The sequence below is a fragment of the Prauserella aidingensis genome, assembly GCF_024171865.1.
Classification (GTDB): Bacteria; Actinomycetota; Actinomycetes; order Mycobacteriales; family Pseudonocardiaceae; genus Prauserella; species Prauserella aidingensis.
The window spans coordinates 77,679-92,162 of record NZ_JAMTCN010000020.1 but is presented as its reverse complement, the minus strand read 5'-3'; the positions used below and the strand labels follow the sequence as shown (position 1 = coordinate 92,162).

Below are 14,484 nucleotides of genomic sequence, written 5' to 3'. Positions count from 1 at the left end.
CACCTGGCCGCCTACGCCGGCATCGCCCCCGTCACCCACAAATCCGGATCGTCGATCAAGGGCGAACACCCGACACGGGCGGGCAATCGCAAGCTCAAACGGGCGTTCTTCCTCGCCGCCTTCGCTTCTCTGACGGACCCGGTCAGTCGGACCTACTACGACAAGAAACGTGCCGAAGGCAAGAAACACAACGCCGCCCTCATCTGCCTCGCCCGACGCCGCTGCGACGTCCTACACGCCATGCTCCGCAACGGCACCCACTACCAACCACCCCAGACCACACCGAGCGAAAACCTCCCCGCAGCCGCTTGACGTCCCCCATAGGGACACCCCCCGAACGCCGCGCTGCCACGCGACGGTGCCCTCGCGCGTGGTCTGCACCGGGCACGTCGCCCCGGCGCCGCGCGCGTTGGTCGCCGGGACGCCGACGACACGGACGGGCCCGGCCTCGCGCCCACAGCAGGCCACCGCACGTGGATGAATTGGCCGTGGAGCGGCCACGGCCACCCGACGCCACACGGTCCCGTTAACCCCGTTAACCCCGTGACCCCCGAACCCGCAACACGGCCACCCGAAAACGCAACACGGGCCCGCGAACCCGCAACACGCGCCCCGGAGGACGCAACACGGGCCCGGAAAGCGCAACACGGCGCCCGGAACCTGCAACACAGCGCCTGAGGGCAGGGCACGCAACGTCGGGTTACGTGTCGACCAGGGCGTTGCGGTGATCGGCGGCGAAGGCGGACAGGGCTTCGCGCCAGGGGCGCAACGGCGTGAGGCCCGCGTCGCGCCACGCGGCGTTCGACAGCACCGAGTACGCGGGGCGCGGCGCGGGTCGCGGGTAATCGGCCGTCGTGCACGGCGAGACGCGGTCGGGGTCGGCGCCGACCTCCTCGAACACTGCGCGCGCGAACTCGTACCACGTGGTTTCGCCGCCACCGGTGCAGTGCAACACCCTCCGCTCCGGCGCATTACCGTCGGCCACGGCGGATGCCAGCTCCAGCAACCCCGATGCGAGGTCGGCCGTCCACGTGGGACTCCCCCGCTGGTCATCCACAACGGACGGATCGACGCCCTCGGAGGCGAGTCGCGCCATCGTCCTGACGAAGTTGCCGCCGCCCGCGCCGTACACCCACGCGGTGCGGACGATCCACGCCTGCGCGCCGGATCCGAGCACGGCGTCCTCTCCCGCCGCCTTCGTACGTCCGTAGGCACTGCGCGGCGAGAGCGGCGCGTCCGGCTCGTACGGGGTGTCGGCGTCGCCGCTGAACACGTAGTCCGTCGACACGTGCAGCAACGGAACCCGCCGCGACGCGCACACGGCGGCCAGCACACGCGGCCCGTCGACGTTCACGGCGAACGCGCGCTGCTCGTCGTCCTCGGCGGCGTCGACGGCCGTGTACGCCGCCGCGTTGATCACCACCGGAGCCCGGCCCTCGCCGCGGGCCTCGTCCACCAGCCGTGACACGCCCTCGAGCACGGCGCCGGGCCTGGTGACGTCCAGCTCCGCCGAACCGGGCGCCCGCACGGCGGCGCCGCGCTCCTCGCCGACGGCCGACAGGTCCTTCCCGAGCTGGCCCGATCCTCCGGGCACCAGCACCGCGAGGCGGCTCATCCGATCACCTCAAACAACGACAGACGGCAGGCGACGCGTGCGTCACCGGTTCTTCAGCGGCTCCCACCACGCACGGTGCTCGGCGTACCACCGCACCGTGTCGGCGAGCCCGGTCTCGAAATCGATGCGGGGACGATAACCCAGTTCGGTACTGATCTTGGTGATGTCGACCGAATAACGGCGGTCGTGACCCTTGCGGTCCTCGACGGGCCGGACCATCTCCCAACCGGCTCCGACGGCCGCGAGCAGGCGTTCGGTGAGCTCACGGTTGGTCAGTTCGGTGCCGCCGCCGATGTTGTAGATCTCGCCGGCCCGCCCCGAGGCGGCCACGAGGGCGATGCCGCGGCAGTGGTCGTCGATGTGGAGCCAGTCGCGCACGTTGAGCCCGTCGCCGTACAGCGGCACCTGCTTGCCGTCGAGCAGGTTCGTCACGAACAGCGGGACGACCTTCTCCGGAAACTGATACGGACCGTAGTTGTTCGAGCACCGTGTGATGCACACGTCAAGGCCGTAGGTGCGGTGGAAGGAGCGGGCGAGCAGGTCGGACGAGGCCTTGGACGCCGAGTACGGCGAGTTCGGCAGCAGCGGGTGGTCCTCGGGCCAGGAGCCTTCCTCGATCGAGCCGTACACCTCGTCGGTGGACACGTGGACGAAGCGGCCCACGCCGGCGTCGAGCGCCGCCTGCAGCAGCGTCTGCGTGCCGGCCACGTTGGTGATCACGAAATCCGCGGACCCGGCGATCGATCGGTCCACATGCGACTCCGCGGCGAAGTGCACCACGAGGTCCACACCACGCATGACCTCGGTGACGACGCCGGCATCGCAGATGTCGCCGCGCACGAACCGCAGCCGCGGGTTGTCGGCGACCGGGTCCAGGTTGGCCTCGTTGCCCGCGTACGTCAGCTTGTCCAGCACGACGACCTCGGCGTCGGCCAGCTCCGAGTAGGCCCCGCCGAGTGTCTGCCGGACGAAGTGCGACCCGATGAACCCGGCGCCGCCCGTGACGAGCACCCGCATGTGTCCTCCCGTACCTGTGACCGGCGTGAACGCTGCCGCCCACACCTCTCCGTACACCGCGACCGGCCGATTGAACCCTCCGGAAGAAGGGAAATCGACAACAAGGTCACAACGGCTTCGCGGCCGAACAAGCGTTACACACGCCGATCAGTAGTGTGAGAAGTGGCAGCCATCTGGGGAGGAGCGACAGTGACCGACTGGCCGGGGACAGCGGTCGTGGCCGGCTCCCGCCGACAGCGCAGCAGGTGGAGAAAGCGCAATCGGTGGAGACAACGCCGCCGGCAGGACGGCGGCGACGCGAGCGCGTCGGGCGACGGCGGGACCGGACGACGGCGCGGCGCGGCCACGTGGGCGCGGCGGGGCGGCAAGACGATCGTCGCGCTGGTGTCGGCGGTCGTCATGGTCGTGTCCTGGTACGGCTGGCAGTTCATCGGCGACGTGAACTCAGGCCTGTCGACCACGGACGTCTTCGGTGACGACCGGGTGACGGCGGCGCCGATGGACGGCGCCATCGACATCCTCCTCGTGGGCCAGGACAGCCGCACCGACGCACACGGCGACCCGCTTCCCCGCGAGGTCCTCGACAAGCTGCACGCCGGCGACGCGGACGGCGAGCGCCAGACCGACACGATGATCCTGGTGCACATCCCCCAGGACGGGCGCGGCGCCACGGCGATCTCCTTCCCCCGCGACGCGTGGGTCGACCTCGCCAACGAGTACGGCACCCACAAGCTCAACAGCGCGTTCGGCCGCGCCTACACCTACACGTCGAAACAGCTCCGTGCCGACGGCGACCTCGACGAGGACGAGATCGCGGACCGGGCGCGGGTCGCGGGCCGCAAGAACCTCATCGCCTCGATCGAGAAGCTCATCGACCGTCCGGGCATGATCGACCGCTACGCCGAGGTCAATCTCGCCAGCTTCTACGAGATCACCAAGACACTCGGCGGCGTGGACGTGTGCCTGAACAACGACGTCCACGAGGAGCGCTCGGGCGTCGATCTCAGCGCGGGCAGGCACACGCTGAAGGGGGTCGAGGCGCTCGCGTTCGTGCGTCAGCGTTACGACCTACCGAACGGTGATCTCGACCGGATCGCGCGGCAGCAGGCGTTCCTGTCCGGCCTGGTGCGGAAGATGCTCTCGTCGGACGTGCTGTTCGACCCGGGCAAGATCGGCGAGGTCGTCGAGGCGGTGCAGTCGTCGGTGGTGCTGTCCGAGGACTGGGACCTGATGCAGTTCGCCGCCCAGATGCGGAACCTCTCGAGCGGCAACATCGAGTTCCGGACGATCCCGGTGGAGGGCAACGCATGGTTCGGCGACGCCTCGGCCCTGGAGGTCGACGTCGACGAGGTGCGTTCGTTCGTCGACGAGGTCGTCGGCGAACCGGAGTCCGGCGACACCGCCGCGCACGATGTGGACACGGGCCGGTACACGGTGGACGTCTACAGCGGGTCGACCGACCCCGCCCTCGGCGAGTCCGTGCGGTCGCTGTTGCGCGAGCACGGATTCCAGGGCGAGGGTTCGGCCTATGTGGACGGCGTGGTCGAACCGCTGGTCCGGCACGCTCCCGGTGAGTCCGACGCCGCGGAGGCCGCCGCGGAACTGCTCGGCCCCGACGTCACCGTCGAGGAGGACCCGACACTGTCCGAGAACAAGCTCGAGGTGCACGTCGACGCCGGCTTCGTCCCCGGCCAGTCCGAGAGCGGCACGGCCCAGAGCGGGCGGATCGCTCCGGCGTCGCTGTCGGATCCGACCACGGCGAGCTCCGGAACCATGCAGGGCCCGTCAACGCCCGCACCGGCGCAAACGGATGAATCCGAGGAACCGACCGAACCCATCACCGCCGGTGACGTCCCCTGCGTGAACTAGGCTTGCCCCAGGCCTGAGCAGCACACGCCGGATGGGGAGGGGCCGCGTGAACGAGCGCGAGGAACGGGAGGCCGAGCGCCGGGGCTCCGGGGACGGGAACGACTCCGCGGACAGGGGTGACGACGGCCGCACCCGGGACGGGCACACCGGGGACAGTCGTACCCGGGACGGCCGCACAGGGGACAGCCGCACCGGGGACGGGGAAACCGCGGATCAGGAAGCCCAGGACGCAGCAGGGGACGCCGGCACCGCGGACAGCGGAAGCCGGGACGCCGGGGACCAGGACAGCGGAAGCCGGGACAGCGGATCCCGGGACGCGGACACCGAGCACAGCGGATCCTGGGACAACGGATCCGGGGACGCGGACACCGAGGACCGCGCATCCGGGGACAGCGCATCCCGGGACAGCGCATCCGAGGACAGCCGAGCCGCGGACGACCGAGGCCGGGACGGCGGAGCCGGCGGTTCGGCGGGTGCCGCCGCATCCGACGGGCGGCCACGGCCCACACCGCGCCGCCGCGGGCGTGCGACGAGCACCGCAGCGGGCTCGGCGGCCACCACGGCCACCGCCACCACGGCCACCGCCACCACGGCCACAGCAGCCACGACCACGGCCTCCGCCACCGGACAGACCCGCGGCCGCAGGCTCCGCCGCACGGGCCGTGCCGCGGGGCGCACGTTCGTCACCCTGCTGTCGGTGATCGCACTCGGCGTCACGGGCTACGCGTACGCGCGGCTCGACCAGCTCCACGACGCGATCGAGACCACGGACGCCCTCGACGACTGGCACTACGAGTCGAGCGGCGACGAGGAGGCACCCCCGCCACCCCCGAAGGACGACGGCGCGACCGACATCCTGCTGGTGGGCGCCGACTCCCGCACGGACATGCAGGGCAACCCGCTGCCGCTGTCGGTACTCAAGGCGTTGCGCACGGAGAGCACCAACGGCATCAAGACCGACACGATGATCATCCTGCGGATCCCGAAGGACGGTGGCGACCCGGTCGGCGTGTCCATCCCGCGCGACACCTGGGTCGACGTGCCGCACGGCGACAAGGACAAGGTCAACTCGGCATACGGTGCGGCCAAGAGCGACGAGTGGCAGCGGCTGCGGGCCGAGGGCGTCACCGACAGGGCACAGCTCGAACGGGACTCCAACCAGGCGGGCAGGCGCGCGCTGGTGCGCACGTTGCAGGACTTCACGCAGATCCACATCGACCACTACGCCGAGATCAACCTCCTCGGGTTCTACCTGCTCACCGAGTCGATCGGTGGCGTCGAGGTGTGCCTGAACGCGCCGACGAAGGACAAGGACTCCGGCGCGGACTTCGAGGCCGGGGTGCAGACGGTGACCGGCGGGGAGGCGCTGTCGTTCGTCCGGCAGCGCAAGAACCTCCCCAACGGCGACCTCGACCGGATCGTGCGGCAGCACACGTTCCTGTCGTCGGCGCTGGAGAAGGCGATGTCGACAGGGACGTTGACCGACCCCGACAAGTTGTCGGACCTCATCGACACGGTCCGCCGGTCGCTGGTCCTCGACCCGGACCTCGACGTCCTCGGATTCGCGCAGCAGGCCAAGGACCTGCTCGGCGGTGGACTGGAGTTCGAGACGATCCCCGTCACCGACGTCGCCGCCCGCAGCGACGACGGGCAGAGCATCGTGACGGTCGACCTGCAGCGGGTGCGGTCGTTCGTGCGCGGCCTGGTGGACGGGAACGGTCAGGCCCGCGGCGAGGGTTCGGATGATCCGTCGAACGGCGGCGGCGAGTCCCCTCCCTCGACCAACGCCGCCGACGACGAGCCCTCCCCGAACGGTGGCGGCGCGGCCGCAGGCGGCGCCGCCCGGGCGCCTGCCGAGGTCCCCTGCGTCAACTGAGGCGCCGCGGCAGGGACAATCGCCGACGTGAGTCTCACCGATCAGTTGCTGCGCCCCTTGCTGTCGTCGTCCGCGCGTCCGGCGGTGACGCACTACGACGACGCCGTGGGCAGCCGCGTGGAACTGTCCGTGGCGACGCTGGCCAACTGGGCGGCGAAGACGGCGAACTGGCTGGTCGAGGAGTTCGACGTCGAGCCGGGAGATCCGGTGGCCGTGGACCTGCCCGCACACTGGCAGACCGCGGGCGTGCTGCTGGGCACGTGGTGGTGCGGCGGGCACGTGGTCGCCGACGCCGACGGCGCGCGGGTCGCGTTCGTCGGACCGGACGGAGCGACGGGCGCGGCCGACGACACGGCGGTGGTCGCGCTCGACCCCCTCGGCCGGGGACTCGGGCCGCAGGAAGCGCCCGGCGGCGCGTTCGACTACCTGTCGGACGCGCGCACCGCGGGGGACGACTTCACGCCGCTGATCCCCGTTCCCGGCGACACCCCGGCGCTGCTCGGCTCGACGGCCGACGAGGTCCTCGCAGCCGCCCGCACCCGGGCCCAGGAGCTCGGCGTCGGGGCGGGCGACCGCGTGCTGTCGACACGCGCGTGGACCCTGCCGGACGGCGTGGTCGACGCGCTGGTCGCACCACTGGTGGCGGGTGCGCACGTGGTGCAGGTGTCCAACCCGGCGAAGCTGGACGCGCACCGCACCGCCGAGGGCGCGACCGTCGACCTCAGCTGACCGGCTCGGCCGTCCTGTCGCTGCGGCGGCGGCCGACGAGCAGGTGGTCGAGTGCCAGCCGTCCGCTGTTGAAGCCCAGCGCGAGGCCGGCGAGCCCCAGCACGAGCACCAGTTCGTAGCCGCCCTCGCCGGTGAGGCCTGCGTCGAGGTGGACGGCGAACGTCGCGCCGAGGCCCACCACGGCGAAGCCGACGCCGACCAGCGGTGTCGCGAATCCGACGATGAACAGGATCGCGCCGACGATCTCGACGGCGATGACGAAGATCGCCGCCACCGTGGGCAGCGGAATGCCGACGGCCTCGAACATCTGAGCCGTCGCGTCGACGCCGGCGTTCCACTTGTCGAGCCCGTGAGCGAGGAACACGACTCCGATCGCGACGCGCCCGATCAGCGCCGCGACGTCCTGGATGCGTCCGTACATGCCTGACCTCCGCCAGTTGGTTGCGTGGTTCACCGGCCGCGGGCCCGTCGACAACCCGACCGATGCATATTGAATTTTCAACCATTGTGACAGGCCCGCCGTGTTGCGGATTCCAGGGGCCGTGTTGCGGATTCAGGGGCGCGTGTTGCGGACTCGGGAGGCCGTGTTGCGAATTCGGGAGCGCGTGTTGCGGATTCAGGGGCGCGTGTTGCGAACTCAGGGGCACGTGAGGGTCGGAACGGCGATCCCCACCGGCGGCCCGGCCATGCGAACGTGACGCGTCGTGTCCGGCTGCGCCCGTTGCCCGCGCCACGGACCCGGACACACCGTGCCGTGAGGACAGGACCGTGCGGCGGGCCTCACAGAGGCTGTCGCCCGAGGTCAGCGCTCCGGTGCTGCCAGTGGCTTCGCGAACCAGCATTCGGCGTACGGGTCGCCGTACCGATCGACGTCGCGATATCCGCTGCGGACGTAGAAGCTCCGCGCCTCGACGAGGTCCAGCCGCGTTCCCAGGCGCATCTCCGGACTGCCGTGCGCGCGGGCTCGGTCCTCGGCGGCCGACAGCAGACGCGGCGCCAGACCCGTCCCCCGGAACTCCGGCAACACGAACATCTTCGTCAGCTCGGCGTAGGCCGCCAGGTAGCGCACCCCGACGCACCCCGCGACGACACCGTTCTGCCGGGCGAGCAGGAACACTCCCGTCGGCGGACGCAGATCCGTGCCGGGCTCGTCGGCCATGGCGGCGTTGACGTCCTCGTCGGTGATCGGCCGCGAGTAGTACCGACGGCACAGCTCGGTGAAGTACGCGCGCAGCACCGGCACCGACTCGGCGGCGTCGACCTCCGCGGGAGCGATCGTGAACGACGGTTTCGGCGATGTGGGCTGTTGCGGTGACGTCGGGGCGGGCATGACCCGATCATCCCAGCGGACACGTCCACTGCGTTCGTGTACGAGATCGACGCCACGCGTGTCCTGCACTCAGACCCGCCGTGTTGCGGATTCGAGGGCGCGTGTTGCAGGTTCCGGGGCGCGTGTTGCGGATTCCGGGGCGCGCGTGTTGCAGGTTCCGGGGCGCGTGTTGCGCCGACCGGAGCGGCGAGCCGACCACGCGACGGTGACGCGTTACGTCGGGCTGCGCCCGTTTCCCCGGGTCACGGGCCCGAACACCCGTGAGGAAGAGCCGGCTGTTGCGGCGAGGCCGGGGAGGGCATGCGTCGAGCTTGCGACCGCGCCAGTACTTCAACCGCCGAGTACACGCACCCAGTCACACCAGCAGACCATGCTCGATCGGCAACGGTGTGCCCCGCTCCACCGCGCCGGTACCGTACGAAGATGGTTGTCGCTCGTGTCGAGGAGACCGTTCGCGTAGCACCCGACCGGTTTCTGCACCTCGTCATGGACATCGCCAGGTACGCCGACGAGGTCGACCACAAGATCCGCCCGGTGCTGTGGTCCGAACGCGACGGTGACACGGTGCGATTCGCGTGCAGGCCGAAGCTGGTCGGACTGCGCCAGCCCAAGGTCGTCCAGTGGGTGCGGCGACGCGGGAACCGCATCGACATCGGCCTGGAACCGCGGCCACGGAATCGCATCGCCCACGCCACGGCGCAGTTCCGGGCCGGTTTCGAATTCCGGCCCGTCGATGAGGGCACCCGCGTGATCCGCACGCTGGAGTTCGACTTCGCGCCGTGGGCGAAGCCCCTCGCCGAGCCCCTGTTCGACCGCAAACTCGAACCCGAGGTCCGCGAGGAGATCGCCGCCGCGAAGGCCTACCTCGAACAGTGAGCCCGACGGCTCGGGCCCGGCCGCGACACTCAGACCATCGTGAACGCCAGTGCCGCGGTGAGCGCGATCCACACGACGACATGGACGACGGCGAGGGTGCGCCAGCCGCCGCGCGGGGTGTCACGGTCACCACGCAGGACACCGAACACGTACGCCGCGGACACGAACACGACCGCGACGGCGATGAGGCACGTCGGCAGCAGCGCTTTGGCCACCCCCGCCGACGGCCCGATCTGCATGTCGCGCACCACGTCCTCGACGTGCGTCCGTTCCGGCACCAGCAACACGATCACGCTCGCGAGCGCGGCGGGGACCACGCCGAGCAGCCACCATTGCGCCCCGGTTCGCTCCACGAGCCGGTGGATGCCGTACACCATGGGCACGGTCGACCCCGCCAGAACGCCGACGACGACGATCAGCCCGCGAACGGTGCCGCCGCCCAGCGCCCACATCCCCTGGGCGACCGGCACGCGCAGGAGCACGGCCAGGACCGGCATCGCACACGCCGCCACGATGGCCAGGACGTGATACGGCGGCCTCCGCGCTCCACGGGTGGTCGATTCGGCGGACTCGGCGGATGCTTCGGGGTCCATACGTCGGCACTGTGGCAGACGTCCTCCGGCGGGCGACCACCGGCCACCGATGAGGTACGCGGCCGCCGCCCCACCGGGACGAGCCCCGGAATCCGCAACACGCGCCCCCGGAACCGCAACGCGACCTCCGGGATCCGCAACACGGCCCCGCGAAACCGCAACACGGCCCCGCGAATCCGCAACACGGGTGCCTCGGGACCCGACACGGGTGGGGCCACCGGCGATGTCGTCACCGTCGGTGGCCGCACCCGTTGCACGTCGGACGCCCTCCGCACGGTCGGGCGTCGGGAACTCAGCCCTTCAGCAGCGAACGCGCCATGACGACCTGCTGGATCTGGTTGGTGCCCTCGTAGATCTGCGTGATCTTGGCGTCGCGCATCATGCGCTCCACCGGGAAGTCACGCGTGTAGCCCGCGCCGCCGAACAGCTGCACGGCGTCGGTCGTGACCTCCATGGCGACGTCGGAGGCGTACTTCTTGGCCGCGGAGGCCATGAAGGCCGCACGCTCGTCGCCGCGCTCGCTGGCCGCCGCCGACGCGTACACCATGTGCCGCGCCGTCTCGACCTTCATGCCCATGTCGGCGAGCATGAACTGCACGCCCTGGAAGTCACCGATGGCCTGGCCGAACTGCTTGCGCTCCTTGACGTAGTCGACCGTCGCGTCGAGCGCTCCCTGTGCGATGCCGAGTGCCTGCGCGCCGATCGTCGGGCGCGTGTGCTCCAACGTCAGCAGCGCGGTCTTCAGGCCCGTGCCCGGTTCGCCGATGATGCGGTCACCCGGGATGCGGCAGTCCTCGAAGTAGATCTCCCGCGTCGGCGAACCCTTGATGCCGAGCTTCTTCTCCTTCGGGCCCGCCGAGAAGCCGGGATCGTCGCAGTGGACGGCGAACGCGGAGATGCCCTGCGACGGCTTCGCGGCATCCGGGTTGCTGACGGCCATGACCGTGTACCAGGTCGACTCGCCGGCGTTGGTGATCCAGCACTTGGTGCCGTTGAGCACCCAGTCGTCGCCGTCCTGCTTCGCGCGCGTGCGCATGGACGCCGTGTCGGAGCCGGCTTCGCGTTCGGACAGGCCGTAGGAAGCGCCCTTGCCCGCAGCGATGTCGGGCAGCACCTGCTTCTTCAGCTCGTCCGAGGCCGACAGGATGATCGGCTGCGTACCCAGCTTGTTCACCGCCGGGATGAGACCGGCCGACGCGTCGACGCGCGAGACCTCCTCGATCACGATGCACGCCGCGAGGGCGTCGGCGCCCTGACCGTCGTAGGCCTCGGGGATGTGCACCGCATTGAAGCCTGCCTTGTTGAGCGCGTCCAGCGCCTCCGTCGGATACCGCTCCTGCTCGTCCACCTCCGTGGCGTAGGGAGCGACCTCCTTCTCCGCCAGCGCACGCACGGCCGCGCGCAGTTCCTCGTGCTCCTCCGCCAGCTGGTAGAGGCCTGGGCCCTCGCTCACCTGCGTCACCTTTCGTCCAAAGCCTTCTGCGTCGGTTCTCGCACCGATGTTAGGCGTCGTTCACGTCGCCTGTCTGTGTCGTTGACCGCAGTGGTCGTCGACGGTCTTTCGACGCAGTATCCGGCCCACCCATGTTACCCGCGCGTAGGGGTGGGTGTGACCGGCGAAACACGACAGTTGGAACGAATATTCGGCCCGTAATGTTCAGTGAACGAATACAGTCGTCGGCATGCTCGACGTTGCGAAACTGCGGCTGCTGCGGGCGGTCATCGCGACCGGATCGATCCGCTCCACAGCCACGTCCCTGGGGTACACGCCGTCGGCGGTCAGCCAGCAACTCGCCGCGCTGCAGCGGGACACCGGGCTGCGGCTGTTCGACCGTGTCGGCAGGGGCATCCAACCGACGTCCGCGGGCCGCACGCTCGCGGGCGAGGCGGAGCACGTGTTCAGTGCGCTGTCGGCGCTCGACGGCGTGGTCGGCGACCTGCGCGCGGGCCGCGTGGGCAGCCTGTCGATCGGCTATTTCGCCTCGGCGGGTGCCACCTGGCTGCCGCCGGTGGTGGCCGCGCTGCAGTCCGAGTTCCCCGAACTCCGGCTCGACCTGCGCATGACCGAACAGCGCGACGGTCTCGAGCTGCCCGACATCGACCTGTTCGTCGACGCGCCCGGAATCGAACACGCGCGTCACGCCGACGTCCACCCGATCGTCGACGACCCGTTCCTCGCCGTCGTCCAGGACACCGACCCCCTCGCGCACCGCCACGAGGTGCCGCTCGCCGAGCTCGCCGAGCGACGCTGGGTCGACAACGACCTGCACCGCGGCACGTGCAGACGGGTCCTGCTGGACGCGTGCGCCGAGGCGGGATTCTCGCCGAAGTTCGCCGTCGAGACACACGACTACCAGACGGCGATCCCGTTCGTCGGCACGGGAATCGGCATCACCGTGGTACCGCGGCTGGGCATCGGCGACCTGCCTCCCGGGCTGACGACCGTCCGGCTGGCGGCCCCGGAACCGGTGCGTCACATCGCGGTGTCGGTGAAGCGGACCGTCGCGGACCACCCCGCCGCGGTCCGCGCCCTCGAGGTACTGCGAGCCGTCGCCGCTCCGTGAGGTGTTCCCGGGGCGCTGCACGTCGGCGGGAACCCGCCGACGGGGTTGCACGTCTCGGGTCGCACGTCTCCGAAGCTGCACGTCTCCCGGAACCCACAACACAGGCCCCGGAATCCGCAACACGAGCCCCCGAAAGCGCAACACGGGCCCCGGGATCCGCAACACGCGGATGCGAGCGGAGGACGCGCGCTCCGGTGGTCAGTCGGAGAGCTGGGCGCGGAGGGCGGCGTCCTTGTCGTGGACGAGCTGTTCGAGGTCGGCCTGGAACGCCGTCATCCGCCGTTGCAGCTCCGGGTCGCCTGCGGCGAGCATGCGCACCGCGAGCAGGCCCGCGTTGCGGGCGCCGCCGACCGACACGGTCGCCACGGGCACGCCCGCGGGCATCTGCACGATCGACAGCAGCGAGTCGAGCCCGTCGAGGTGCTTGAGCGGCACGGGCACACCGATCACGGGCAACGGCGTCGCCGACGCGACCATGCCGGGCAGGTGCGCAGCGCCGCCCGCTCCCGCGATGATCACCTTGAGGCCCCGGCCCGCGGCGTCACGGGCGTAGTCGAGCATCCGCTGCGGCGTCCGGTGCGCCGAGTACACGCCGACCTCGTAGCCGACGTCGAACTCGGCGAGCGCCTGCCCTGCCGCTTCGAGCGTCGGCCAGTCCGAATCGCTGCCCATGATCACGCCGACGTCCGGTGTGCTCATGTCCTGCCTCCCGCAAGGTTCGTCGTGGTGCTCGGCCCGGCCGGAGCGGCCGCGTCCGACGGGTCGGGTGCCCGGTCCATCGGGTGTCTCAGTGGATGCTGTAGCCGTCCGGCCATTCGGCGGCCGACAGCCAGTGCGCCGCCATCCGCGCCTTCGCCCGGGTCGGCTCGTCGATCGGGCCGAGCACGTTGACGTGTCCCAGCTTGCGCCCCGGACGTTCACCCTTGCCGTAGAGGTGCACCTTGACGTCGGGATACCGCGCGTACAGGTGGTGCAGGCGTTCGTCCACGCTCATCGTCGGCGTCTCGGGCGCGCCGAGGACGTTGGCCATGACGGTCGGCGACAGCGGATCGGTCGTGCCGAGGGGATAGTCGAGGACGGCGCGCATGTGCTGTTCGAACTGCGAGGTGCGGCTGCCGTCCATCGTCCAGTGGCCGGAGTTGTGCGGGCGCATCGCCAGCTCGTTGATCACCAGCCCACCGTCGTGGGTCTCGAACAGCTCGACGGCCATGACCCCGGCGACGTCGAGCTGTTCGGCGATGCGCAGTGCGACGTCCTGTGCCCGCTGGGTACCGGCCTCGGACAGGCCCGGCGCGGGGGCGAGGACCTCGGTGTTGATGCCGTCGACCTGCACGGTCTCCACCACCGGCCAGGCAGCTCCCTGCCCGAACGGCGACCGTGCGACCAGCGCCGACAGCTCGCGGACCATGGGGACGCGCTCCTCGATCAGCAGCGACATGCCCGCGTCGAGGAGCTCCGGGATCTGCTTCCGCGCCTCGTCGGCGGAAGCGAGCTGCCACACGCCCTTGCCGTCGTAACCGCCCGTCGCGGCCTTGAGGATCGCGGGCCAGCCGTGGTCGTCGCCGAACTTCACCGCGTCGTCGACCTGGGTGACCTCGACGAACGCCGGATTCGGCAGGCCGAGCGAGGCCATCCGCTCCCGCATGAGGAGCTTGTTCTGCGCGAACGCCAACGCACCCGGCCCGGGCCGGACGACGAACCCCTCGTCGGCGAGGGTCCGCAGGTGGTCGCCGGGCACGTGCTCGTGGTCGAACGTCAGCACGTCGACGCCGCGCGCGAACGTGCGCAGCGCGTCGAGGTCCGTGTGGTGGCCGTGGCTGACCTCGGCGGCGACGAGGCCCGCCGCTTCGCCCTCGCCGACGGCCAACACTCGCAGCGACTGGCCGAGCGCGATCGCGGCCTGATGGGTCATCCTGGCGAGCTGACCGCCGCCGACCATGCCGACGACGGGAAGTCCGGTACGCGTATCCATAGCGCGCTCAGCCTAAGCGGCCCCGATCCGGCCGCGTCACGAA

The 14,484-nt window shown here is 70.7% G+C and carries 14 protein-coding genes; 6 read left to right on the top strand and 8 right to left on the bottom strand.

The features are described 5' to 3' along the window. The coding region (locus LY13_RS18790) for a transposase (protein WP_253829896.1) at positions 1-312 on the top strand (312 nt) is incomplete at its 5' end. A gap of 388 nt (positions 313-700) precedes the next feature. On the opposite strand, the gene rfbD is transcribed toward LY13_RS18790, so the two are convergent. Both rfbD and rfbB read right to left on the bottom strand, forming a co-directional pair. Continuing rightward, positions 701-1,615 (bottom strand): dTDP-4-dehydrorhamnose reductase, encoded by a 915-nt coding sequence (rfbD, locus tag LY13_RS18785; protein WP_253829895.1) that lies wholly within the window; start codon positions 1,613-1,615, stop codon positions 701-703. Between the two features lie 42 nt (positions 1,616-1,657). Beyond that, positions 1,658-2,632 carry a dTDP-glucose 4,6-dehydratase gene (rfbB, locus tag LY13_RS18780; protein ID WP_253829894.1) on the bottom strand — a complete coding sequence of 325 codons (975 nt, stop codon included), beginning with the start codon at positions 2,630-2,632 and terminating at the stop codon, positions 1,658-1,660. Positions 2,633-2,821: 189 nt separating this feature from the next. Here rfbB and LY13_RS18775 point away from each other — a divergent pair, with 189 nt between their 5' ends. From LY13_RS18775 to LY13_RS18765, 3 genes are read left to right on the top strand one after another with little or no spacing between them, the layout of a single operon-like run. Beyond that, on the top strand, positions 2,822-4,501 hold the full coding sequence (locus LY13_RS18775) for an LCP family protein (RefSeq protein ID WP_253829893.1): 1,680 nt from the start codon (positions 2,822-2,824) through the stop codon (positions 4,499-4,501). Between the two features lie 46 nt (positions 4,502-4,547). Further along, positions 4,548-6,377, top strand: a complete 1,830-nt coding sequence (locus tag LY13_RS18770; RefSeq protein WP_253829892.1) for an LCP family protein — start codon at positions 4,548-4,550, stop codon at positions 6,375-6,377. Between the two features lie 27 nt (positions 6,378-6,404). Next, a complete protein-coding gene (locus LY13_RS18765; RefSeq protein WP_253829890.1) occupies positions 6,405-7,106 on the top strand; it encodes a TIGR03089 family protein in 702 nt (233 codons plus the stop codon). Here the strand turns inward: LY13_RS18765 and LY13_RS18760 are convergent. Further along, positions 7,099-7,527 (bottom strand): DoxX family protein, encoded by a 429-nt coding sequence (locus tag LY13_RS18760; protein ID WP_253829889.1) that lies wholly within the window; start codon positions 7,525-7,527, stop codon positions 7,099-7,101. The genes LY13_RS18765 and LY13_RS18760 overlap by 8 nt on opposite strands. Before the next feature lie 381 nt (positions 7,528-7,908). Continuing rightward, complete coding sequence (locus LY13_RS18755; protein ID WP_253829888.1) at positions 7,909-8,436, bottom strand: GNAT family N-acetyltransferase; 528 nt, start codon at positions 8,434-8,436, stop codon at positions 7,909-7,911. Between the two features lie 423 nt (positions 8,437-8,859). Between LY13_RS18755 and LY13_RS18750 the strand changes: the two genes are divergently transcribed. Next, positions 8,860-9,312 carry an SRPBCC family protein gene (locus LY13_RS18750; protein ID WP_253829887.1) on the top strand — a complete coding sequence of 151 codons (453 nt, stop codon included), beginning with the start codon at positions 8,860-8,862 and terminating at the stop codon, positions 9,310-9,312. A gap of 29 nt (positions 9,313-9,341) precedes the next feature. Here LY13_RS18750 and LY13_RS18745 read toward each other — a convergent pair whose 3' ends face one another. Both LY13_RS18745 and LY13_RS18740 read right to left on the bottom strand, forming a co-directional pair. Further along, positions 9,342-9,905 carry a hypothetical protein gene (locus LY13_RS18745; RefSeq protein ID WP_253829886.1) on the bottom strand — a complete coding sequence of 188 codons (564 nt, stop codon included), beginning with the start codon at positions 9,903-9,905 and terminating at the stop codon, positions 9,342-9,344. A 292-nt stretch (positions 9,906-10,197) separates the two neighbouring features. Further along, positions 10,198-11,367 carry an acyl-CoA dehydrogenase family protein gene (locus tag LY13_RS18740; protein WP_253829885.1) on the bottom strand — a complete coding sequence of 390 codons (1,170 nt, stop codon included), beginning with the start codon at positions 11,365-11,367 and terminating at the stop codon, positions 10,198-10,200. Between the two features lie 220 nt (positions 11,368-11,587). Here LY13_RS18740 and LY13_RS18735 point away from each other — a divergent pair, with 220 nt between their 5' ends. Then, on the top strand, positions 11,588-12,469 hold the full coding sequence (locus LY13_RS18735) for a LysR family transcriptional regulator (RefSeq protein WP_253829884.1): 882 nt from the start codon (positions 11,588-11,590) through the stop codon (positions 12,467-12,469). A gap of 198 nt (positions 12,470-12,667) precedes the next feature. On the opposite strand, the gene purE is transcribed toward LY13_RS18735, so the two are convergent. Continuing rightward, positions 12,668-13,168 (bottom strand): 5-(carboxyamino)imidazole ribonucleotide mutase, encoded by a 501-nt coding sequence (purE, locus tag LY13_RS18730; protein WP_253829883.1) that lies wholly within the window; start codon positions 13,166-13,168, stop codon positions 12,668-12,670. 88 nt (positions 13,169-13,256) lie between these two features. Next, positions 13,257-14,441, bottom strand: coding sequence for a 5-(carboxyamino)imidazole ribonucleotide synthase (locus tag LY13_RS18725; protein WP_253829882.1), 1,185 nt, complete (start codon positions 14,439-14,441; stop codon positions 13,257-13,259). Between the last annotated feature and the right edge of the window lie 43 nt (positions 14,442-14,484).